Source organism: Labilibaculum sp. K2S, from assembly GCF_030372765.1.
GTDB lineage: Bacteria > Bacteroidota > Bacteroidia > Bacteroidales > Marinifilaceae > Labilibaculum.
Genome location: NZ_JAUCMW010000013.1, coordinates 116,233 through 138,264 on the forward strand (window position 1 = coordinate 116,233; position 22,032 = coordinate 138,264).

General features: G+C 36.7%; 18 protein-coding genes and 1 riboswitch. Of the genes, 12 read left to right on the top strand and 6 right to left on the bottom strand.

Translation table 11 applies throughout. The features are described 5' to 3' along the window. Window positions 1–67 precede the first annotated feature (67 nt). From QUH73_RS14555 to QUH73_RS14565, 3 genes are all read left to right on the top strand, one after another. A complete protein-coding gene (locus tag QUH73_RS14555) occupies window positions 68–1,051 on the top strand; it encodes a hypothetical protein (RefSeq protein WP_289531167.1) in 984 nt (327 codons plus the stop codon). Between the two features lie 78 nt (window positions 1,052–1,129). Next, entirely contained in the window at window positions 1,130–1,420 is a 291-nt protein-coding gene (locus tag QUH73_RS14560; protein ID WP_289531168.1) for a YciI family protein, read from the top strand. A gap of 62 nt (window positions 1,421–1,482) precedes the next feature. Next, window positions 1,483–2,070: a phospholipid scramblase-related protein gene (locus tag QUH73_RS14565; protein ID WP_156196853.1), complete on the top strand. Its 588-nt coding sequence runs from the start codon at window positions 1,483–1,485 to the stop codon at window positions 2,068–2,070. Window positions 2,071–2,162: 92 nt separating this feature from the next. Here QUH73_RS14565 and fbp read toward each other — a convergent pair whose 3' ends face one another. Then, window positions 2,163–3,185: a class 1 fructose-bisphosphatase gene (gene fbp / locus QUH73_RS14570; protein WP_289531169.1), complete on the bottom strand. Its 1,023-nt coding sequence runs from the start codon at window positions 3,183–3,185 to the stop codon at window positions 2,163–2,165. A gap of 353 nt (window positions 3,186–3,538) precedes the next feature. Here fbp and QUH73_RS14575 point away from each other — a divergent pair, with 353 nt between their 5' ends. From QUH73_RS14575 to QUH73_RS14610, 8 genes are all read left to right on the top strand, one after another. Beyond that, on the top strand, window positions 3,539–4,795 hold the full coding sequence (locus QUH73_RS14575) for an aspartate kinase (protein WP_289531170.1): 1,257 nt from the start codon (window positions 3,539–3,541) through the stop codon (window positions 4,793–4,795). 100 nt (window positions 4,796–4,895) lie between these two features. Continuing rightward, window positions 4,896–5,003: riboswitch (SAM riboswitch) on the top strand. A gap of 461 nt (window positions 5,004–5,464) precedes the next feature. Then, a complete protein-coding gene (locus QUH73_RS14580; RefSeq protein ID WP_289531171.1) occupies window positions 5,465–6,784 on the top strand; it encodes an O-acetylhomoserine aminocarboxypropyltransferase/cysteine synthase family protein in 1,320 nt (439 codons plus the stop codon). Window positions 6,785–6,917: 133 nt separating this feature from the next. After that, entirely contained in the window at window positions 6,918–7,949 is a 1,032-nt protein-coding gene (locus tag QUH73_RS14585) for a homoserine O-acetyltransferase family protein (protein ID WP_289531172.1), read from the top strand. Beyond that, complete coding sequence (locus QUH73_RS14590) at window positions 7,942–9,132, top strand: homoserine dehydrogenase (RefSeq protein ID WP_289531173.1); 1,191 nt, start codon at window positions 7,942–7,944, stop codon at window positions 9,130–9,132. Before QUH73_RS14585 ends, QUH73_RS14590 begins: the two co-directional genes overlap by 8 nt. Window positions 9,133–9,197: 65 nt before the next feature. Beyond that, complete coding sequence (locus QUH73_RS14595) at window positions 9,198–10,457, top strand: aspartate kinase (protein ID WP_289531174.1); 1,260 nt, start codon at window positions 9,198–9,200, stop codon at window positions 10,455–10,457. A gap of 1 nt (window position 10,458) precedes the next feature. Next, entirely contained in the window at window positions 10,459–14,130 is a 3,672-nt protein-coding gene (gene metH / locus QUH73_RS14600) for a methionine synthase (protein WP_289531175.1), read from the top strand. A gap of 102 nt (window positions 14,131–14,232) precedes the next feature. Continuing rightward, on the top strand, window positions 14,233–15,192 hold the full coding sequence (gene metF / locus QUH73_RS14605) for a methylenetetrahydrofolate reductase [NAD(P)H] (protein WP_289531176.1): 960 nt from the start codon (window positions 14,233–14,235) through the stop codon (window positions 15,190–15,192). Window positions 15,193–15,757: 565 nt separating this feature from the next. Further along, window positions 15,758–16,297, top strand: a complete 540-nt coding sequence (locus QUH73_RS14610; RefSeq protein ID WP_289531177.1) for a hypothetical protein — start codon at window positions 15,758–15,760, stop codon at window positions 16,295–16,297. Window positions 16,298–16,474: 177 nt separating this feature from the next. Here QUH73_RS14610 and QUH73_RS20920 read toward each other — a convergent pair whose 3' ends face one another. Further along, window positions 16,475–16,804: an NAD(P)-dependent oxidoreductase gene (locus QUH73_RS20920; protein WP_442913418.1), complete on the bottom strand. Its 330-nt coding sequence runs from the start codon at window positions 16,802–16,804 to the stop codon at window positions 16,475–16,477. A gap of 205 nt (window positions 16,805–17,009) precedes the next feature. On the opposite strand from QUH73_RS20920, the gene QUH73_RS14615 reads away from it, so the two are divergent. Further along, a complete protein-coding gene (locus tag QUH73_RS14615) occupies window positions 17,010–17,648 on the top strand; it encodes a hypothetical protein (protein WP_289531178.1) in 639 nt (212 codons plus the stop codon). Between the two features lie 50 nt (window positions 17,649–17,698). Here the strand turns inward: QUH73_RS14615 and QUH73_RS14620 are convergent, their stop codons facing one another. The 4 genes from QUH73_RS14620 to QUH73_RS14635 all read right to left on the bottom strand — a co-directional run bounded on the left by QUH73_RS14620 (window position 17,699) and on the right by QUH73_RS14635 (window position 21,712). Continuing rightward, window positions 17,699–18,640: a 2-hydroxyacid dehydrogenase gene (locus QUH73_RS14620; protein WP_289531179.1), complete on the bottom strand. Its 942-nt coding sequence runs from the start codon at window positions 18,638–18,640 to the stop codon at window positions 17,699–17,701. Window positions 18,641–19,034: 394 nt separating this feature from the next. After that, on the bottom strand, window positions 19,035–19,532 hold the full coding sequence (locus QUH73_RS14625; RefSeq protein ID WP_289531180.1) for a hypothetical protein: 498 nt from the start codon (window positions 19,530–19,532) through the stop codon (window positions 19,035–19,037). A gap of 57 nt (window positions 19,533–19,589) precedes the next feature. Continuing rightward, the gene (locus QUH73_RS14630) at window positions 19,590–20,930 is read right to left on the bottom strand and encodes a dihydroorotase (protein ID WP_289531181.1); all 1,341 of its coding nucleotides are present in this window, start codon (window positions 20,928–20,930) and stop codon (window positions 19,590–19,592) included. A gap of 50 nt (window positions 20,931–20,980) precedes the next feature. Then, a complete protein-coding gene (locus QUH73_RS14635; protein WP_289531182.1) occupies window positions 20,981–21,712 on the bottom strand; it encodes a polyprenol monophosphomannose synthase in 732 nt (243 codons plus the stop codon). Between the last annotated feature and the right edge of the window lie 320 nt (window positions 21,713–22,032).

Here is a 22,032-nt window from a genome sequence, read left to right on the forward strand (position 1 = left end):
TTTCAGGATGGGATTTAATAGAACTGGATACGATAGTCGAATAAAATATAAACAAATACTGAACTAAATGACCACATTAAGAGGAGCGATTCGTTCATATGGAGCCGCTGTAAGAAGAATTGAACGTGAAGAACAAAAACAAGCACGTGAAGCTGCAAAAAGATTTAAAGTGCAACAGAAACTTCAAGAGATTGAAGATGTAAGACAAGCTGTTATCGATTGGGAATATTACGTTAATATGATTCAATCTGTTCACAAAAATTGTACAGATTCAATAGATTGGAGTAAGATTAAATCTACTCCTCGTCCTAAGAAACCAGCTTTAGAAAGTATTCATGAAAATCTAGCTAAAGATAAATTGGGATATTATAAACCAACGTTCTTTGATAAGTTATTTGGTTCAACTGAAAGGAAAATTTATCTATTAAAAGAAGAAATAGAAGAAGCTATAATAATTGACCAGAAGGAATATGATTCTGCAAAAAAGGAATATTTGGCAGAACTTAATAATTGGGAAGAATTACAAAAAATTTCGGATGGGATTAAAAATAAAAAGCATGCAGCTTACTTAGAAGCATTGGAATATTTTAATCCATTTTCTGATGTTGAAGAATTGGGTGCACAGTTGAATTTTAATTTCGAAGGCAATTTAATTGATATTGAATTAAAAGTTAACAATGAAGAGGTTGTACCTAATTATGAACTTAAACAGACATCAACGGGTAAACTTTCCAAAAAAAATATGCCAAAAGGAAAATTTAATGAACTCTACCAAGATCATATTTGTAGTTTAGCCATTAGAGTTGCAAGAGAAGTATTTGCTTATCTGCCTATCGAAAAAGCTAGAGTTAATGCAATGTCAAGTATGCTAAATACTATAACCGGACACATGGAAGATCAACCAATTCTTTCTGTAATATTTATTCCTGAGACTATTGGGAATTTAAATCTAGAATTAATTGACCCTTCTGATAGTATGCGAAATTTTATACATAATATGAAATTTAATAAGACTAACGGATTTAGTGTTGTACCAATAGTTGAATTTTAGAAATAAAAAACTACTTCCACTGTTCATATTTTGTATCTCGTTAAAGCCACAAATTAATTTTAGAAGAAAGAATAAACCATGTTCATCATATCATTAACCTACAAAGTACCTATCGAAAAGGTAGAGGAAGAATTGAACAATCACGTTCAGTATTTAAAAGAGCAGTATGCTTTGGGAAATTTTCAGGCCTCGGGCAGAAAAGTTCCGAGAACAGGAGGCGTAATACTTTCAACAGTGAAGGATAAAAAACAATTGGAAAAAATTCTGGCTAAAGATCCTTTTCACAAAAATGATTTAGCCGATTATGCAATCACTGAATTTATTCCCAGCATGACGAGCGACGAGTTAACTTGTTTACTGGAGGTTTAAGAAAACAGTAGTTTGAAATTGTTCTAATAACATAGAAGAACCATTAACAAAATAAATAACATATGAATCCAATTTTAAGTCGAAATTCATTTTTCGTGAAGGAACATGTTGGCATGTTCAAAGCAGCAAATAATTTTGATATTTTCAATCCTGAAAATCAGGAAATGATAATGACATGCCGGGAAGAAAAACTTGGTTTTTTCACCAAGATGCTTCGCTTTACCGACTATAAGAGAATGACTCCTTTTAATATTGAAATTAAAACTGTTTCAGGTGAAAAAGTACTAACAATAAAACGAGGTGTTTCATTCTTCTTGTCTACAGTTGAAGTTTTTGATGAGAATGATAATTTATTGGGAAAATTCAAACAAAAATTTTTCTCAATAGGTGGAAAATTTGATGTTATTGATTCTACTGAAAATATTTTGTGCACTCTTAAAGGAAAATGGACCAGCTGGGATTTTAAATTCAGTAAAGGGGAAACAGAGTTTGCTCATGTAAGTAAAAAATGGGCTGGAATTGGTAAGGAATTGTTTACATCAGCAGACAATTACATGTTGACGATTGATGAAAAAGTAACTGCAGATAATCCGATGAGAGTTTTAATTCTTGCAGCAGTAATGTGCATTGATATGGTTTTAAAAGAATAAGCTGCCAATAAGTAAAGAAAACAAAGCCACTTTCCAATTGGAAAGTGGCTTTGTTTAGTAGTGTGTTAAATTTTTCTTCTGAAAATTCTATTTCAGATGTTGTTGAAGAAATGTAAAAACTCTTCGGTTTTCTTCACCATGTTTGTCGATCCGGTATAAAACGGAACACGTTCATGAAGCGAAGTCGGTTGAATGGCTAAAATGCGTTGCATGCCATCGGTAGCTTTACCGCCGGCTTGTTCTGCAATAAAAGCAATTGGATTGCATTCGTACATCAAGCGAAGTTTTCCATTGGGGTTTTTTCTGGTTTGCGGATAGATAAAAATACCACCGTTCAATAAATTTCGGTGAAAATCGGCCACCAAAGATCCTATGTAGCGGGAAGTGTAGGGGCGATTCGATTTTTGATCATATTCCTGACAATACTTAATGTACTTTTTCACACCCATTGGGAAATTGATGTAATTTCCTTCGTTAATGGAATAAATGGTTCCCGTTTTTGGTGTTCTAATGTTAGGATGCGACAAACAGAATTCACCGATTGATGGATCCAGAGTGAAACCGTTTACTCCTTTTCCGGTGGTGTATACCAACATGGTTGACGAACCGTAAATGATGTATCCGGCAGCAACCTGTTTGGTTCCTTCCTGAAGGAAATCCTCAATTTTGGCAACTTCTCCCCGAGGAGAAAGGCGTTCGTAAATCGAGAAAATTGTTCCGATGGAAACATTTACATCGATGTTCGATGAGCCATCAAGCGGATCCATTGCGAAAACATATTTTCCATGTTTACTTAGTTCATCATCAAAAATAATGATTTCTTCATTTTCTTCCGATGCGACAGCGCAGCATTCGCCACAGGCTTTTAAGGCATCAATAAAGTGGGTGTCTGCAAAAACATCTAGCTTTTGCTGATCTTCTCCCTGCACATTTCGATCTCCATGTTCACCTAAAATATCAACCAGTCCAGCTTTGTTCACAGCACGGTTTACAATTTTAGATGCAATTCCAATATGATGAAGTAATCGGGATAATTCTCCCTTTGCTCCAGGATGATCGGATTGTCTTTGGATGATGAATTGATTTAGGGTTTGAACATTGTTGTGTTCAGTCATTTTTTTAAGGCTTTTTGGTTTACATTCATTTGGTGGCATAAAGTTATGCTTTTTTGTGAAACGCCGAAACACTTATTTCAAACGTTTACGACAATTAATTTTAAGGTGTAAAGCCTTGGTATATTGGGTGTGTAATAAGTGAAAGGAAAATTGTTGTTTTAATGGCATTAAACAGCTTTTTGTTTTTAATCACGTTTTTTCTTTTTTACGATTGAAAAGTGTGAAATGAATTACAGAATGATCTTAAAATTTTACCAACTTTGTAATGCTGAAACAATATTTTGTAACTTCAATTTTTATTTTGAAAGTGGGTTTAAATAACTTTTTAGTAAGAATTATCTAACAATTTTTTGATGAACATATTTAAATTTGGCGGGGCTTCGGTAAATAGTGCCGATGGAGTACGAAATTTTGTGAAAATAGTACAATCCTACAGAGAGGAAATGGTTGTTGTATTGTCGGCAATGGGCAAAACAACCAATGCCTTGGAAGAGATCGTTGATGCTTTTGCTACTAAAAAGGATGGGATTGAATCTAAAGTAGATGCATTGCAAGCATACCATACGAAGATTATAAATGAATTGTTTTTGAAAAAGGATGATGCTGTTTTTTCGAAAATAGAATCTCTTTTTGGGCAACTGCGGGCTTATCTGCAAAAATCACCCTCCTTATGCTATGAATTTGATTACGATCAAATTGTGTGTTTTGGAGAGCTGATATCTACAACAATTGTATCTGAATACCTTCGTTTAAGTGGTACGCCAAATAAGTGGGTGGATATTCGTACTTGTTTAAAAACAGATGATACTTATAAAGAAGGAAGGATTGATTGGGAATTGTCGCAGAAATTGGTGCCTCAGGCTTTCGGTTTTACCAACACATTTGTGTATGTAACTCAAGGATTTTTGGGTGGTACAACTACAAATCAGACAACAACTTTAGGACGGGAAGGCTCCGATTATACTGCTGCAATTTTATCTTATATCCTTGATGTGGATAAATTGGCTATTTGGAAAGATGTTCCTGGAATTATGAATGCAGATCCAAAGTGGCTGCCCGATGCGCAAAAATTAGAGCGTATTTCATATCAGGAGGCCATCGAACTTGCTTTTTATGGTGCTAAAGTGATTCATCCAAAAACCATACAACCCATTAAGAAGAAGAAAATTCCTTTGCAGGTGCGTTCTTTTCTTAATCTGAATGAGTCAGGAACTTTAATTAGTACAGCTTCTAAAAAGCAGGATCAGTTAATTCCAGTTTATATTCGGAAACAAGATCAGGTGCTGATTTCGATACGACCTAGTGATTTTTCTTTCATACTGGAAGAAAATTTAAGTTCGTTGTTTTCCATTTTCGCAAAACACCGGGTGAAAGTAAATTTAATTCAGAATTCGGCAATCAGTTTTTCGGTATGTGTTGATAATTCAGATAGAAGGTTGAAAAGTTTAGTTGAAGAAATTTCTACCAAATTTGAAGTGAGATACAATGAGAATCTGGAGTTGATTACGATTCGTCATCATAATTCTGAAGCTGTTGAAAGAATGACCAATGGCCGGGAAATACTGCTGGAACAACGAAGCAGAGATACTGCACAATTTGTGTTGTTGTAAAAAAATAAAAGACAAAGAGGTCGGGAATGTTTGGTGAATTCAAAAACTTCCCTATCTTTGTTCCCGTTATATAAGGTAAATCTCTCAGGAGAATATCTATAATTTATACAGAAGAAGTAAGAGAACAGGCTCGTTGACCTTCTGACAACCGCGGCTTCCATAGCTGAAAGGTGTCAAATCCTGACCAAATTTTTGGTGAATATAAATTAACAGATTATGAAGAAGACTCAAATTAATTACAATCAGCAGGCTCATCAGGAGCAAAACTTCACGTTGCAATCTTCAACCATGTTGATGATGCGAATGCAGCAAATGATGCGTATGATTTAACGCATTCTTTCTAAAATCTTTCCCTTTTTTTAGATACTGGTGCGTATAAAATAACACCGAACCCGGGAATTCAAATTCAATCTTGCTTACTTTTTATATTTCTGTTTTTACAGAAAGATGAATAGGTACAACCAAATCTGAAACCACATTCAGAACGTTTGAATCTAAGCAGATATGTTTTTGCGACATTCAGAAACTTCAGTTTCTAACTAATTAATCAAATTTTAAATCAAGGAATAGGCTTTTAAGCTGAATAACAAGTCGGATAATCTGATTGTTACATTATAGCTAAAAGTTAAAGGCTAACAGCAAACAGCCTGTTCGAAAAAAAGAATCGCTATGTCAAATAATTTAAGATACGAAACATTACAGATACACGCAGGTCAGGAAGTTGATGCAGTAACCAACTCGAGAGCAGTTCCTTTGTATCAAACCACAGCTTACACTTTCAATAGTTCAGAACACGCAGCAAACCTGTTTGGATTGAAAGAATTCGGGAATATTTATACTCGTTTGGGGAATCCTACCAATGATGTTTTCGAGAAAAGAATTGCGGCCTTGGAAGGTGGAGTTGCAGCTGTTGCAACAGCATCCGGTCAGGCTGCTCAGTTTTTAGCACTAACAAATATTCTGGAAGTTGGTGACAATTTTGTAAGTGCTTCTCAGATTTATGGAGGAACATACAATCAGTTTAAGGTTCAGTTTAAAAAATTGGGTATAGAGTGTCGTTTTGTTGATATCGATGAGCCGGATACTATTATTCCGTTGATCGATGAAAAAACCAAAGCTATTTATGTGGAGGCTTTACCGAATCCTAAATTCTCAATACCGGATTTTGAAAAGGTATCTGCAATAGCTAAGAAATATGATTTGCCACTTATTGTGGATAATACTTTGGGTGCAGGAGGATATTTATTCCGTCCGTTGGAGCACGGAGCCAATATAGTTGTGGAATCGGCAACCAAATGGATTTGCGGACATGGAACTGCAATAGGTGGTGTAATTGTTGATGGAGGAAACTACAATTGGGGAAATGGAAAATACCCTCAGTTTACTGAACCTTCGGAAGGATATCATGGATTGGTATTCTGGGATGTTTTTGGTGCCGGCGGACCATTTGGAAACATTGCTTTTGCAATTCGTGCCAGAGTAGAAGGTTTACGGGATTATGGATGTAGCCAGAGTCCGTTCAATTCTTTCCTTTTATTACAAGGATTGGAAACTCTTTCATTGCGTTTGGATCGTCATGTTGAAAATACAGTCGCTCTTGCCAAATGGTTAGAGGAACAGGATTGGGTGGAACAGGTAAATTATCCAGGCCTAAAATCCAGTCCATACTACGAACGGGCTCAAAAATACTTCAAGAAAGGTGCCGGATCTGTTCTTACCTTTAAAGTAAAAGGTGGAAAAGAGCTTGCCGATAAATTGGTTGATGGTGTGGAACTTCTTTCACATGTTGCCAATTTGGGAGATGCAAAATCTTTAATTATTCATCCAAGTTCAACCACTCACGAACAGTTGAGTCTGGAAGAGCAAAAAGCTTCGGGTGTTGAACCAGGTTTGCTTCGTATTTCGGTAGGTATCGAACACATCGAAGACATTAAAGCTGACATCAAGCAATCTGTTGAGAAAGCAATTAACATAGAGACAATCAATTAGTTCTTATAGTCAATCCCAGTCGGAAATTTTTTAGTGGGATTTTCGATTGGGAATTCAATGTTTCGCTCAAAATTATTTTGGGTGAAATTTTTATAAAGCAAAAAAACAACAAACAAAACAAAATCAATAAACAGTGAATCCAGAATGTTACATCCATAAAGAAGGTTTACAACTTGAATCAGGTGAGTGTCTGAAAGAGTTGGAGCTTGCCTATCACACCTATGGGGAATACGATCCGCAAAGGAATAATGTGATTTGGGTTTGTCATGCTCTTACTGCTAATTCGGATGTTTTCGATTGGTGGAAAGGATTATTTGGAGAAAATGATTTTTTCAATCCGAAAGATTACTTCATAGTTTGCGACAATACTCTTGCTTCCTGCTACGGTTCAACCGGACCTCTTTCGAAAAATCCGGACAACGGACAGGCTTACTATCATGATTTTCCTCAGCTAACAGTTAGAGATTTGGTTGGGGCACATGAAATTTTGAGGAAGCATTTGAAAATAGAACATATTCATATGATGATTGGCAGTTCATTAGGAGGCATGCAGGCCATGGAGTGGGCTTATCTGTTGAATGGGAAGTTGGACAATTTGGTGATATTGGCCTCCAATGCAAAACATTCTCCATGGGGAATTGCCTTCAACGAATCGCAAAGAATGTCAATCGAGGTTGATCCTACCTGGAAAGAATCGAATGATGAAGCAGGTTTGAACGGAATGCGTGTAGCGAGATCGATTGCTCTGCTTAGTTACAGATCCTATGCAACTTACGATCATTCTCAGCAGGAAAATGAAGAAGGCAAAACCGATCATTACCGGGCAAGTTCCTACCAGAGATATCAGGGAGAGAAATTGGCCAAAAGATTTAATGCTTATTCGTATTGGCATCTTTCAAAAATAATGGATAGTCATGATATGGGTCGTGGAAGAAATGGTTTGCATGCTGCTTTGAACGAAATTAAATCAAGAACCTTAGTGATTGGCGTAAATTCTGATCAGATTTTCCCGATTCAGGAGCAGCGGTTTATTGCTGATCATATTCCAAATGCAGCATTTTTGGAAATCAATTCAATTTACGGGCACGATGGCTTCCTTTTGGAACAAGAACAATTAACCCAAGTATTAAAAACATTCTTAAACGATAGCAAAACTAATGAGTAATAAACTAAAAATAGGCGTTTTTGGCTACGGTGTTGTAGGTTCCGGATTGGCTCACGTTCTTAAAAACAGCAAAGGTTTGGATGCATCTATCGTGAAAGTTTGTGTGAAAGATGCAGGAAAGGAAAGAGATTTAGATTCTAACCTATTAACAACAAATCCTGATGATATTTTAAATGATCCGGAAATTAATGTGGTTGCAGAATTAATTGACGATTCAGATGCAGCTTATCAGATTGTGAAAACGGCTATGCAAAATGGAAAGCATGTAGTTTCGGCCAATAAAAAAATGCTGGCCTATCATATCGAGGAGCTGATTCAACTGCAATGGCAATACAAGGTTTCCTTTTTGTACGAGGCTTCGGCATGTGGAAGTATTCCCATTATCAGGAATCTGGAAGAGTATTATGACAATGATTTATTGCAATCGGTAAGTGGAATCCTGAACGGATCATCTAATTATATCCTGACAAAGATTTTCAATGAAAATCTGGATTACAATCTGGCATTAAAAGAAGCTCAGGATTTAGGATTTGCTGAAAGTGATCCTACCTCAGATGTAGGCGGATTTGATACTTTGTACAAACTGATTATTCTTACCGTTCACGGATTTGGATTGTTTGTGCATCCCGATGAGGTTTTTAATTCGGGAATCGCGAATCTTTCACCAAAAGATATTGAATTGGCATCGCAAAAAGGATATAAAATTCGATTGCTGGGCAAAGTAACCAAAGTAAACGGCAATCAAGTGAATTTGTTTGTTGCTCCAAAATTTGTGAGACCAACAGAGCATGCTTATACGGTTGAGAGTCATTATAACGGCGTTTTAATTCAGGGGAATTTCTACGACAACCAGTTCATGTATGGAAAAGGAGCAGGTGCTCATCCAACCGGATCAGCAGTTTTATCGGATATAACAGCTTTGGCCTACAATTACAAATACGAATACAAAAAGCTGAAATATTATGGTGGTTTGGAGTACACCAACGATATGGATGTTGAGATTTATTTGAGATACACAGATAAAAATGATTTGGAATTATTTGATTTCAAAGACATATCAGAATCGATGACAGGAAAAGATTTCAACTATGTAATTGGAACATTGAATCTTTCCAAACTGATTAAAATCCGTAAGCAAATTGAAGGAAAAGATATTTTCCTGGCTTATTTAGGTGATGAGTAATTTTGAATTTGGGGTATGGGAATCAGTCTAAGATCTCATATCCAACATCTCAAATCTAATTAGAAATGATCATATATAAATTTGGCGGCGCATCGGTAAAAGATGCTGCTGCTATCAAAAATATTTGTCAAATTATTGGCAAAGTAAAGCGTCCGCTTACAGTAGTGATTTCGGCAATTGGAACAACAACTAATTTGCTGGAAGAAATTGTAGATGCTTATTTTTCTGGAAATGATAAGGCCTTGGAACTTTTTGATCTGCTGAAGGAAAACCACACTTCAGTGATCGGGGATTTATTCGAAGAAGTTCCTTCGTCGGTCAGTTCGGAAGTAAACGCTCTTTTCATCGAGCTGAAAACCAAAATTTCAAAACCATCATCTGATCAGTTCAATTTTGAATACGATCAGGTGATTGGTTTTGGAGAGCTACTCTCCACAACAATTGTTTCTGCATATCTAAATCATATCGGACAAGAAAACAAATGGATTGATGTTAGAACCTGTCTGGATTCAGATGATAACTATGTAGATGCCAATATTCTTTGGGATTCGTCGAAAGAGAAGGCCGATGCCGTATTTACTGATCATCCGACAGCATTATATATTACACAAGGCTTTATTGCCAGAGATCCGCAAGGATTTACAACATCATTAGGAAGAGAGGGTTCAGATTATACCGCAGCAATTTTAGCTCATTTGCTTAACGCAGATAAAATGATCATTTGGAAAGATGTTTTGGGAATTTTAAATGCCGATCCTGATTATTTCGATGTGACAACTAAATTGGATTTAATTCCTTATCATGAAGCAATAGAGCTTTCCTATTACGGGGCTCGAGTGATTCATCCGAAAACCATAAAGCCATTGCAGGCAAAAAAGATTCCTTTGTGGGTGAAATCATTTATCGATCCATCGCAAAAAGGAACTTTAATTACAAAAGGAGATCAGCCACAACCATTGCTGCCAAATTACATTGTCAAAAAAAGACAGTTATTAGTGACTTTAAAACCGCTGAATTTTTCTTTTATTGGTGAAAAAGACCTTGTTTTTATTTTTACACTGGTTACAAAGTATAGAATAAAGCTTAATTTTACTCAGAACACTGCGGTTAGCTTTGCGTTTTGTGCCAATAGCTCAGCCAGAAATATGCAGGATTTGGTGGCAGAATTGGAAGAAAAGTATGAGATTGAATTGAGTGATGATTTGGAATTGATCACCGTTCGTCATTATACACCGGCCACAATCGAAGAAATACAGAACAAGCATCATGTTCTTGTAGAACAGAAGAATAGTAATACCGCAATCTATCTAACAGTCGCAAATTAATATGGAACAGAAATTTACATCTATTAAAGAGGCATTACAGAAGCAAATTCTTGTTTTAGACGGTGCCATGGGAACAATGATTCAGACACACAAGTTGACTGAAGCAGATTTTCGTGGAACTCGTTTTGCAGATTTTTCAAGTGATCAGAAAGGACACAACGACTTGCTGACTTTGACTCAGCCTAAAATTATTAAGGCGATTCATCAAAAGTTTTTGGAAGCCGGAGCCAATATTATTGAGACCAATACATTTAATGCCAATGCAATTTCATTGGCCGATTATCAATTGGAAGATTTGGCTTACGAACTGAATTTTGAAGCCGTGAAAAATGCCCGAGCGGCTGTTGATGAAATGAATGTCATTGATCCAAATACGTTGCGTTGGGTCGCAGGAGCAATTGGTCCAACAAACAAAACGACTTCCATGTCGCCAAAGGTTGAAGATCCTGGATATCGGGATGTGGGTTTTGATGATTTGGTGAGAATTTATACCGAGCAAATAAAAGGTTTGTTGGATGGTGGCGTAGATGCACTTTTAATAGAAACGATTTTTGATACCTTAAATGCCAAAGCGGCGATTTATGCTGCCGATTTATTGCTGGAAGAAAGAGGATTGGATACTCCGATTATGATTTCAGGAACCATAACTGATAATAGCGGACGAACTCTTTCGGGACAAACACTGGAAGCTTTTGTTACTTCTGTAAAATGTGACCGATTGTTGAGTATTGGATTAAATTGTGCTTTTGGAGCCAAGGATTTGGTGCCCTATATCCAACAATTGGATACGCTGCTTCCGGTTTACGTGAGTGTCTATCCGAATGCTGGTTTGCCTAATGAATTGGGAGAGTACGACGAAACTCCTCAAACCATGTTGAATGATTTGAAAGAATTGCTCGATAACAAGAAGATAAACATTGTAGGTGGATGTTGCGGAACCCGACCCGAACACATTAAAATATTAGCTGATGCAGTTAAAAATGCTGCTCCCCGAGAAATTCCAGTTGTAGAAAAGGAAACTCGTTTGAGTGGATTGGAATTACTTCGAATAAACTCTCTAGCCAACTTTGTGAATGTAGGAGAGCGTACTAATGTGGCAGGTTCTATAAAATTTGCCCGTTTAATTCGTGAGAAAAAATACGAAGAAGCACTTTCTGTAGCTCGTAACCAAGTTGAAAACGGAGCACAAATTATTGATGTAAACATGGATGATGCCATGTTGGATGCTGAAGTTGAAATGGAGATTTTCTTGAAGTTATTGGTGTCGGAACCAGAAATTTCCCGTGTTCCCATCATGATCGACTCATCAAAATGGTCTGTTTTGGAAACAGGATTGAAATGTGTGCAGGGAAAATGTGTGGTCAATTCAATTTCCTTAAAAGAAGGGGAAGAAGAGTTTATCGATCATGCGACAAAAATAAAAAGATACGGAGCTGCTGCTGTTGTAATGGCTTTCGATGAAAAAGGTCAGGCTGATACTTTCCAGCGAAGAACTGAAATTTGCGCAAGAGCCTATAAAATATTAACCGAAACGGTTGGCTTTCCAGCCGAGGATATCATTTTTGATCCCAATGTATTGGCAATTGCTACGGGAATTGAAGAGCATAACAATTATGCGGTCGATTATATCAAAACCGTAAAGTGGATTAAAGCCAATTTGCCACATGCTAAAATTAGTGGTGGAATCAGCAATTTGTCATTTTCTTTCCGTGGAAATAATACAGTTCGGGAAGCAATGCATTCCGTTTTCTTGTATCATGCTATAAAAGAAGGCTTGGATATGGGAATTGTAAATCCGGGAATGTTACAGATTTACGATGATATTGAGCCGGAACTTTTGGAGAAAGTGGAAGATGTGGTTTTGAATCGGAAACCTGAGGCTACCGAGATACTCATTGAATTGGCCGAAGGATTGAAATCGGTAGGGAAGGTTCAGGTGAAAGCCGATGCATGGAGAGAAAAACCTTGTTTTGAAAGACTTTCTTATTCTCTGGTAAAAGGAATCACCGATTATATAGAACAAGATGCCGAAGAAGCCAGACAGTTGTTGCCTCGTGCATTGGATGTGATTGAACAACCTTTGATGGATGGAATGAACATTGTTGGCAATTTGTTTGGCGAAGGGAAAATGTTTTTGCCTCAGGTGGTAAAATCAGCAAGGGTAATGAAAAAGGCTGTTGCTTATCTTCAACCTTTTATCGAGGAAGAGAAAAATAGTTTGACCGATGCGAAAAATGCCGGTAAAATAGTAATGGCAACCGTAAAAGGAGATGTACACGATATTGGGAAGAATATTGTTGGCGTAGTTTTAGGATGTAACAATTTCGAGGTGATTGATTTGGGCGTTATGGTTCCAAGTTCAAAAATTTTAGAAGTCGCCATACGAGAGAAAGTGGATGCAATTGGTTTAAGCGGGCTGATCACTCCATCCTTGGAAGAGATGTGTTTTGTGGCCGAAGAAATGAAGCGGCAGGGCTTGAATATTCCTTTGGTAGTAGGAGGAGCAACCACTTCGGAATTGCATACTGCGGTTAAAATAGAACCTAATTATGACAATGGTGTGGTTCACGTTGTAGATGCTTCCAAGTCGGTTGGAATTTTTAAGCAGTTGTGCGATAAAAATAAAAGAGAAGATTTTCTGGCAAAAACCCGTGATGAGTATCAAATTGTGCGTGAAGATCATGAAAATAAAAAACCGGTTGAATACTATACTTTGGATGAGGCCCGGAAAAACAGAGAGCAAATTGATTGGAAAACCGCTCCTATTTACCAGCCAAACAAAACAGGATTGCAGGTTCTGAATAACTTTTCGATTGGCGAAATCCGCAAATACATCGACTGGACTTTCTTTTTTGTAGCCTGGGAGCTAAAGTGTATGTATCCTGAAATTATGGAAGATCCGGATTTTAAGGAACAAGCTAAAATCCTTTTCGATGATGCCAATTACATGTTGGATGTAATCGAGCGCGAAGGATTGATTGAAGCAAGTGCGGTTTACGGATTGTTTCCTGCCAATAGTGTTGGCGATGATATTGTATTGTATACCGATGAAGACAGAACAAATGAAATTACCAGATTCTGCGGCATTCGTCAGCAGGAGAAGTTTAAAAAAGGACTGAGCAGTTTGTGTTTGAGCGATTTTGTGGCTCCAATCGAATCGGAAAGAATCGATTATGTAGGTGCTTTTGTAGTAACTGCAGGTCTGGGCATCGAAGAAATACTCGAGAAATTTGCCGAAGATAATGATGACTACAACAGCATCATGATTAAGATTTTGGCCGATCGTTTGGCGGAAGCTTTCACCGAATTATTGCACGAGAAAATCCGTAAAGAAGATTGGGGATATGCTGCCGACGAAGATCTTGACATAGAGCTGATGCTTCGTGAACATTATCAGGGAATTCGTCCGGCTTTTGGTTATCCATCACTACCTGAGCATTCCGAGAAAGAGGTGCTTTGGGATTTTATGGATGTAGAAAAGAACATCGGAGCAACATTAACCGAAAGTTTTGCCATGTATCCGGCAGCCTCAGTAAGTGGATTGATTTTCGCTCATCCGGAGGCATTGTATTTCTCTATCGATAAAATAAAGGAGGATCAATTAAAGGATTATGCATCCCGAAAAGGAATATCCGAAGAGAAGGCAACGAAGCTTTTAACTTCGATTTTATAGAATTAGTTATAATAAAAATAGTAGTTAGCAACTGGTAACTAGTAATTTGTTGATTGAATTACTGCGTACTAAAAACTAACGACTAATATCTAACAAAAACCAATGAAAGTAATCGAACTATTAAATCAGGCAATTGAGAATAAAACCACACATTTCTCTTTTGAATTATTGCCTCCTTTGCGGGGAAACAGCATATACAAAGTTTTTAACACGATAGATAAGCTAAAGGAATTCGATCCGAAGTACATTAATATTACAGCACATCGCGATGAGGTGGTTTTCACAGAATCGGAAAGTGGTTTAATTGAAAAAAAAATTACCCGAAAGCGTCCGGGGACGGTAGCAGTGGCGGCAGCAATAAAAAATGAATACAAAATAACTGTTGTTCCTCATGTAATTTGTAGCGGATTTACTCCGGAAGAGACTGAAAATGCACTTTTGGATTTAAATTTCCTGGGTATTTACGATTTACTACTACTGCGTGGTGATTCATCTTCTCGCCATGCTTTTATTTCCAGTGAAGGAGAGCACAAATATGCGATCGATTTAATCAATCAGGTGAATAAAATTAACAAAGGCGGGTTTTTGGATGGCACACATGTAGAGCCTTTTGCAACTCCGTTTTCTTTCGGTACGGCCGGATATCCTGAAAAACACGAAGAAGCTCCAAATATTGATTCCGATATTTATTGGTTGAAAAAGAAAGTAGATGCCGGAGCAGAATACATCGTTACCCAAATGTTCTTCGATAATCAGAAATTCTTTGATTTTGTAAAGAAAGTACGCGATGCCGGTATTACAGTTCCTGTTGTTCCGGGAATTAAGCCAATATCTGCCTTAAGCCAGTTAACAGTGCTTCCGCAGATTTTCAAAACCGATATTCCTGAAGCATTAGCTGCCGAAGTTCGCAAATGCAAAACCAACGATGAGGTGAAGCAAGTTGGTATTGAGTGGGGAATTCAACAAGGAAAAGAATTGATTCAACACGGGGTTCCTTCCTTGCACTTTTATACACTTATGGCATCCGATTGTGTTCGTGATATCGCAAAAGCAATCTATTAAATACGTTAAAGTATATTTTCACCTTCGAAAAAAGAAGCATCGAGTATCAAATTAAACCCAGCTGCTCATGATCTTACCCCTGATTACAAATCAGGGGTTAAGGAGCAACAGAATTTGTAATTCGTATTCAGCTGTTGGTAGTTAGAAAACGATCCCGTAAAGGGAGGTCTCTTTTTGTTTTTACTTGATTAGCATTGGTTCTAATTTGCTTTTCGGATCAAATGAGGATGCTTCCCTCTCATAAAGTCACCTATTCCTCTCACATCGGCATCCTAATTTCTCACCATTTCGCCCTCATTTCTCAGTATGGGAATCCCTTCGGCTCAGAGAGGAAAGATTAGCTTATTGATGGGAAATATTTAATTGTTGATGGGAAGCACTCCAATGATGAGTTTCGTGAATTAATCCTGTGCAGCTTTTGATTAAATTTACAAAGAAGATCGTATAAGTAATCTTTTAGAATTATGTACGATTTATTTTTGATTATACATCTTAAATTTTCAGCGAATACACAATAAAATAGAGATTGAAGTGTTTTTGACAGAGAATGATAAAGTTTATTGAAATGAAGAGAATACTATTTGTACTGATGTTTTTATTTGTAGCCGCATTTTCGAATGCGCAGATTTTTAATACATCAGGAATTTTAAAAAGCGGAGAGGCGTCGATTGGATTTGAACCTTCGATGTTGGTTTACAATGGATCAAATGAATTTTTAATGTTTTTTCATGCTGGAGTAGGCATTGGCAATAATGTTGATTTGGGAGCAAAAATTGGTGCTTTTGGCGATGAAACCTATTACGGTGGCGATGTCGAGTTCGGAATCAGTAAGAACCTTTCTTTAGCTGCAGGGGCACACCATTTTCATGATTTTGGTTTCGATGGAACAGCCAATGTAACGGTTCCCTTGGCATCAGGCACAAAATTGATTACCGGATTAGACATGGATATTAATTTTGGCGACGAAACTACAATTCCACTTTGGGTACCAATTGGTATAAGAGTTGCTGTCGGAAACGGATGGTCGGTAATTATGGAAGCTGAAATTGAATTAACCGATAAGGCTTATCACTATTTTGGAATTGGTATGGCTTACGGATTTTAGAATTTACACTCATTAATAAAAAGAGGCTGTTTCGTAGTATGAGACAGCCTCTTTGTTCTAATATAGCTTCATTTCCCAAACTCATCAATAATCTATTAAGCCGTAACTTCCGATAGTTTACTATTCAATTCATGTGTTCAGCCACCAACGTTCGGACTCAGCAATACTTTTTCCGATTCAAATCAGATAAACAAGCACCTTTCGTCTGACCAGAACCGGATTTTTAACCAGGTAAGCAATGCGAACCACTTTTCCGCGTACATTATTAATAAGGTAAATCGGTTTTTTAAATTTATTCAGGAATTCATCATTCACCATAAGCATCGTTTTCTCCGCTTGTGGCACATGTAGACTCATAATATCGCATTGCTCAAACAAGTCTTCCATAATTCTTCCTTCGCAAAACTCATCCTGAGAATCGAATTTGTCATAAGCAATTACTTTTCTGTCAAGACCTTTAATGGAGAGGCAAGTGATATCCGTATTGCCGTATCTTATACTTCGAATATTATCGTTTCGTAGGTTCTGTTTACAGTGTTATATTTATTGATTAAATACTATTAATTGTTGATTAAATACTATTAGGAAAAGGTTATTTAAAAAATATATTTTTCTATTAAGTAAATTTTATGTAAATTGAATTAAACCGTAACACTTGTGGTGGTGTTGGTTTTATTTACATAAAACAATAAAATGAAATTAACTTAAGTGTATGAAAAAGCGTAAAACAAGCATTCAGAAGTTAAAAGAATTTGCGAGGCAGTCTAATAGAAATATTGACTTTTCAGTGAAGCATTGTCATGGTAATGCTTTGAATCCTCTTATTTATAATCTTCGAAATCTTTATATTTCTAATAATGGAGGTGAAAGTAGTTATTTTGTATGTTTTGGAGATTCTCGAAAGATAAATGAAAAATCAACGTTTAGTGGTGTTTTTTTTCCTATATCGATGTGCAGATCAGCTAAAATACTTATCAGAAAGAAAAATATAAAGGATAAATTTAATCCCTTCTTATCGTATAGTGATTATAAAACGGGCAATGAATCTTTCGATTCTCAGGTGGTGATAGAGGAGTTTGATGCTATCGGGACAAATAATATTTTTAAGAATCTAGAGATACAAGAATTGATTTGTAATTCATTGGAGTTTGATAAGAGACTTAAAATTGGAGTGAATCTAGTAAATACCAGTTTTGTTCCGGAATTAATAAACAGATCTCATTTTGGAATTTTTACTTCAGAGAGTTGGTTCGTTGAGCCGGAAAAAATAGAAACTTTATTCAGCATTGCAGAAGAAATCAGAAGTCATATTATTCAGATTGAGGAGCCTAAGCTGGAGCTTCATATTTAAAATACAAAACCTTTAATTTAATTAAAGGTTTTGTATTTTATTAAGAATCATTACTCTCCAAATTCATCAATAATCTTTTGAGCCGTAACTTCCGATAGCTTACTATTCGATTCATGAGTCCAGCCCCCAACATGCGGACTCAGCAATACTTTTTCCGATTCAATCAAATATTGAAACGCCGCAGGTAGCTCTGATGCATGCAAATCTTCGAATGAAGTTTTTTCATATTCCAGTACATCCAAACAGGCACCTTTTACCTGACCGGAATCTAAATTTTTCACTAAATCAGCTATGCGAACCACTTTTCCACGTGCAGTATTAATAAGGTAAATCGGTTTTTTGAATTTCATTAGAAATTCATCATTCACCATAAACATCGTTTCGTCGGTTTGCGGAACATGCAAACTCAAAACATCACATTGCTCAAACAAGTCTTCCATCTGTTTTTCTTCACAAAACTCATCCGAATAATCGAATTTGTATTTGTCGTAGGCAATTACTTTACAACCGAAGCCTCTTAAGCGTTGAGCAAAAGCACCGCCCATATTTCCGTATCCAATAATACCAATGGTTTTTCCTTTTATTTCGATGCCTCGATTTTCTTCCCGTCGCCACATTCCATTTCTAACTTCCCAATTGCACCGGCACAAGTTGTTGAAAAGAGAGAGCAGCATTCCCACAGCATGTTCGCCAACCGCATCTCTGTTTCCTTCCGGAGCATTAAAGCATTTAATCCCTTTGCTTTCGGCGTAGTCTACATCGATATTTTCCAATCCGGCACCCACACGACCAATAAATTTAAGATGAGTAGCTTGGTCTAATTCTTCTTTGTTCAATTTGAATTTACTGCGGATTATAAAGCCGTCGAACTCATGAAAAATTGCCAGAAGTTCTTCTTTGTTTTTTTCAGGAGCATAAGTGCATTCAAATCCTGCTTCTTCAAGCATTTCTCTTAGTCGTGCGTGGGTTGAATCTATAAATAGTATTTTCATTTGTTTTATGATATGAAATTGTAGATGTGAGAAGTTTCGAGCCTTTTTTCTTAGGCAAGGCCGTATGTTCTCAAATGCTGTACAAAAGTAAATGTAAATTTAGAAAATGAACAATCTGTCTGGAAGTATTAATGGCGGGCAAATTGTTATACCATTTAAAAATCAAAATAAGCCACTATTATTTTAAGTTAGGAGTTTCGTTGGCTTCTTTTTTTTAAACAGCCTTGAATTTCTTTATTCGTAAATAAAATTTCTGGAACTCATAATCTCTCTTTGTTCGGTAGCTTCGTTTTTTGTTTCAAGACAAGAAATGATGTCGGGTTTGGGCGGAAAGCCCAATTGCTAAAATCAATTAGGACAGGACTGTTTTAAAATCAGTGAAAATTACAAAATATCACTTTTTAGCAGCGTGTAAATCCACTACAAAACTAGCCTTGTAGCCTCTGACTTTTCCCAGAGCATCATATATCTCGTAGCCAAACATCATTTTTTTAACTTTCTTTTCAAGAGAAAGCTTTTTCGCATCCCAAAACCATTCCTCTTCAAACTGAATGTTTCCCGTTTTATTCATCAAATCACTTTCGGCTATTATTTTTTCAAGTTCAGGAATTGATAACCGATGATTGTCGTAATAATCAAAGGCTGGAAGATCGCCATTTCTTACCGCATTAATAATGTCTTTCACCAGGTCGTGAATATTGGTATTTGCAAGGCATTCAGTTTTCCAATCATCCTCCGGATTCGGATTAGTCACCAAAACCTCATAAATAATAGGATTGGCGATTTTCACACCAGAATATTCTTTGTTTTCAACAGTGTCTTTCTGCTGGCAGGAAAACAAAAACAGCCCTGAAAAAATCAGAGCTGATTTTATAAGATTATAGTGTTTCATATTTTGAAAATTTCACCTTTTACCTTTTTACTTTTGCTTATTTCTCAAATCTCACTTCTACCTTTCAAAACTCAGCCTCATTCCTTTAGTACTGTCATCAAATACACCATTGTCGTAGGCCAAATGACCATTAACAAAGGTTTTGTCTACTTTATATTGGAATTTCTCACCATCAAAAGGAGTCCATCCACATTTATATAACGAATTGGCATTGGTAGCCGTCCAGTCATCTTCTTTTAAAAGAACCAAATCGGCAAAGTATCCTTTGCGAATAAATCCACGTTTCTCAACCTGAAAAATTTCAGCCGGAGTATGGCACATTTTCTCCACTACCTTTTCCATACTGATTTTTCCTCTACGAGCTTGTTCCATCATAGCTATCAGTGAATGCTGAACCAAAGGACCACCACCGGCGGCCAGCATGTAATTACCATCCTTTTCATCAGGAGTATGTGGAGCATGATCTGTAGCAACAACATCTAGTCTGTCATCCAAAAGCGCAGCCCATAACGCATCCTGATCATTCTTTGTCTTAATTGCAGGATTCCAACGTATTCTCGACTTCTTAGTCAGGTAATCTTTATCATCAAACCATAAATGATGAACACAAACCTCACTGGTAATTCTTTTCTCTTTAGCAGGAATCGAATTATCGAATAGTTCCATCTCCATGGCACTCGACAAATGCAGAATGTGCAATCGGGTATTGTATTTTTTAGCTAGCTCAATAGCTTTCGACGACGATTTGTAGCAAGCTTCCGCACTTCTTATCACACCATGATACTCCATTGGAATATCATCACCATATTTTTTCTGGTATACCGCCTGATTTTTATCAATAGTGGGAGTGTCCTCACAATGAGTTGCGATCAACATGGGCGATTTTTCAAAAATCTGCGAAAGCGTATCAATATCATCTACCAGCATGTTTCCGGTCGACGAGCCCATAAATATTTTAATACCACAAACCGATTTCGGATCTGTTTTTAATATCTCCTCCAGATTTGTATTTGTAGCACCCATATAAAAGGAGTAGTTTGCCAAAGATTTTTCAGAGCCTAATTTGTAGCGTTTTGTTAGCAATTCCTGAGTTACCGTTTGTGGTTTCACATTGGGCATATCCATAAACGAGGTAGTTCCGCCAGCAACGGCAGCTCTCGATTCTGTATACAAGTCACCTTTTTGTGGCATTCCCGGATCACGAAAATGAACCTGATCATCAATAACACCCGGAATCAGTAATCTTCCGGCGGCGTCAATAACAGTCCAATTCTTATCTGTAACTTCAGGAGCTGAAGTATATATTTCTTCAATTAGCTGATTTTTCACAAGAATACTTCCCGCAAACTTTTTGCCTTCATTAATAATCAAGGCGTTTTTTATAAGATAAGTCGACATTTTGCTTGTTTAGTTATAGTATAAGCTACTTAGATTTAGTGATCTTAAATCTATCTTTCGTATTTGGTGAAAAAGCTTCTCAACTTCATTTTAATCACTCCCCAAACAGCTTCATTAAAAATTCCACCACTCATTTTAGAGGTTCCTTGGGTTCTGTCAGTAAAAATAATTGGTACTTCAATAATATTGAAACCATATTTCCAGGTCGTAAACTTCATTTCAATCTGAAAAGCATAGCCTTTAAATCGGATGTTATCCAAATTAATCGTTTCCAATACCTTCCTTGTGTAGCATTTAAAGCCGGCCGTAGCATCATGAATTTTCATTCCCGTTACAAATCGGACATATTTCGATGCAAAATACGACATTAATACTCTACCCATAGGCCAATTTACAACATTTACACCGGAAACGTAGCGCGATCCAATGGCCATATCACCACCTTTTTCCGAACAAGCCTTATATAAATGAACTAAATCTTCTGGATTGTGTGAAAAATCAGCATCCATTTCGAACACATATTCATATTTGTGCTCCAACGCCCATTTAAAACCAGTAATATATGCTGTACCCAAACCAAGTTTGCCCTTGCGTTCTACAATATACAGCTGCGAAAACTCATTTTGAAGTTTCTTTACAATAGCAGCAGTCCCGTCTGGCGAGTTATCTTCTATAATCAGAATATCAAAAGCTGTATCCAGCGAAAAAACCTTCCTTACAATCGCTTCAATGTTTTCTTTTTCGTTGTAAGTTGGTATAATAACAATACGATTCGTCACCATGAGAGATTAATGTGTTAAAATAATTTTGCAATACGAAGATAGTATATCTACCTAAAATCTTTTCCGAACGATAGTTAAAAAGCCTAAAATTTTCAATTTTAATCAGACCATTCCCAATTACCTATTAAAAAATTAAGGAAATTGGTCGGGCTATCCGCTAAATCTTTTACTTTCGTTCCTCACTAAAAGGATATCGCTTCTATCCCTAATGGTGGGTTCTCTCCATCATTAGCGAATGATGTTTTTCTCAACATCATCACGAAGTATTCGCTAATTTAAATTTGAGTTAAAATTATTACTTCAGGATATCAGGGAGTTAA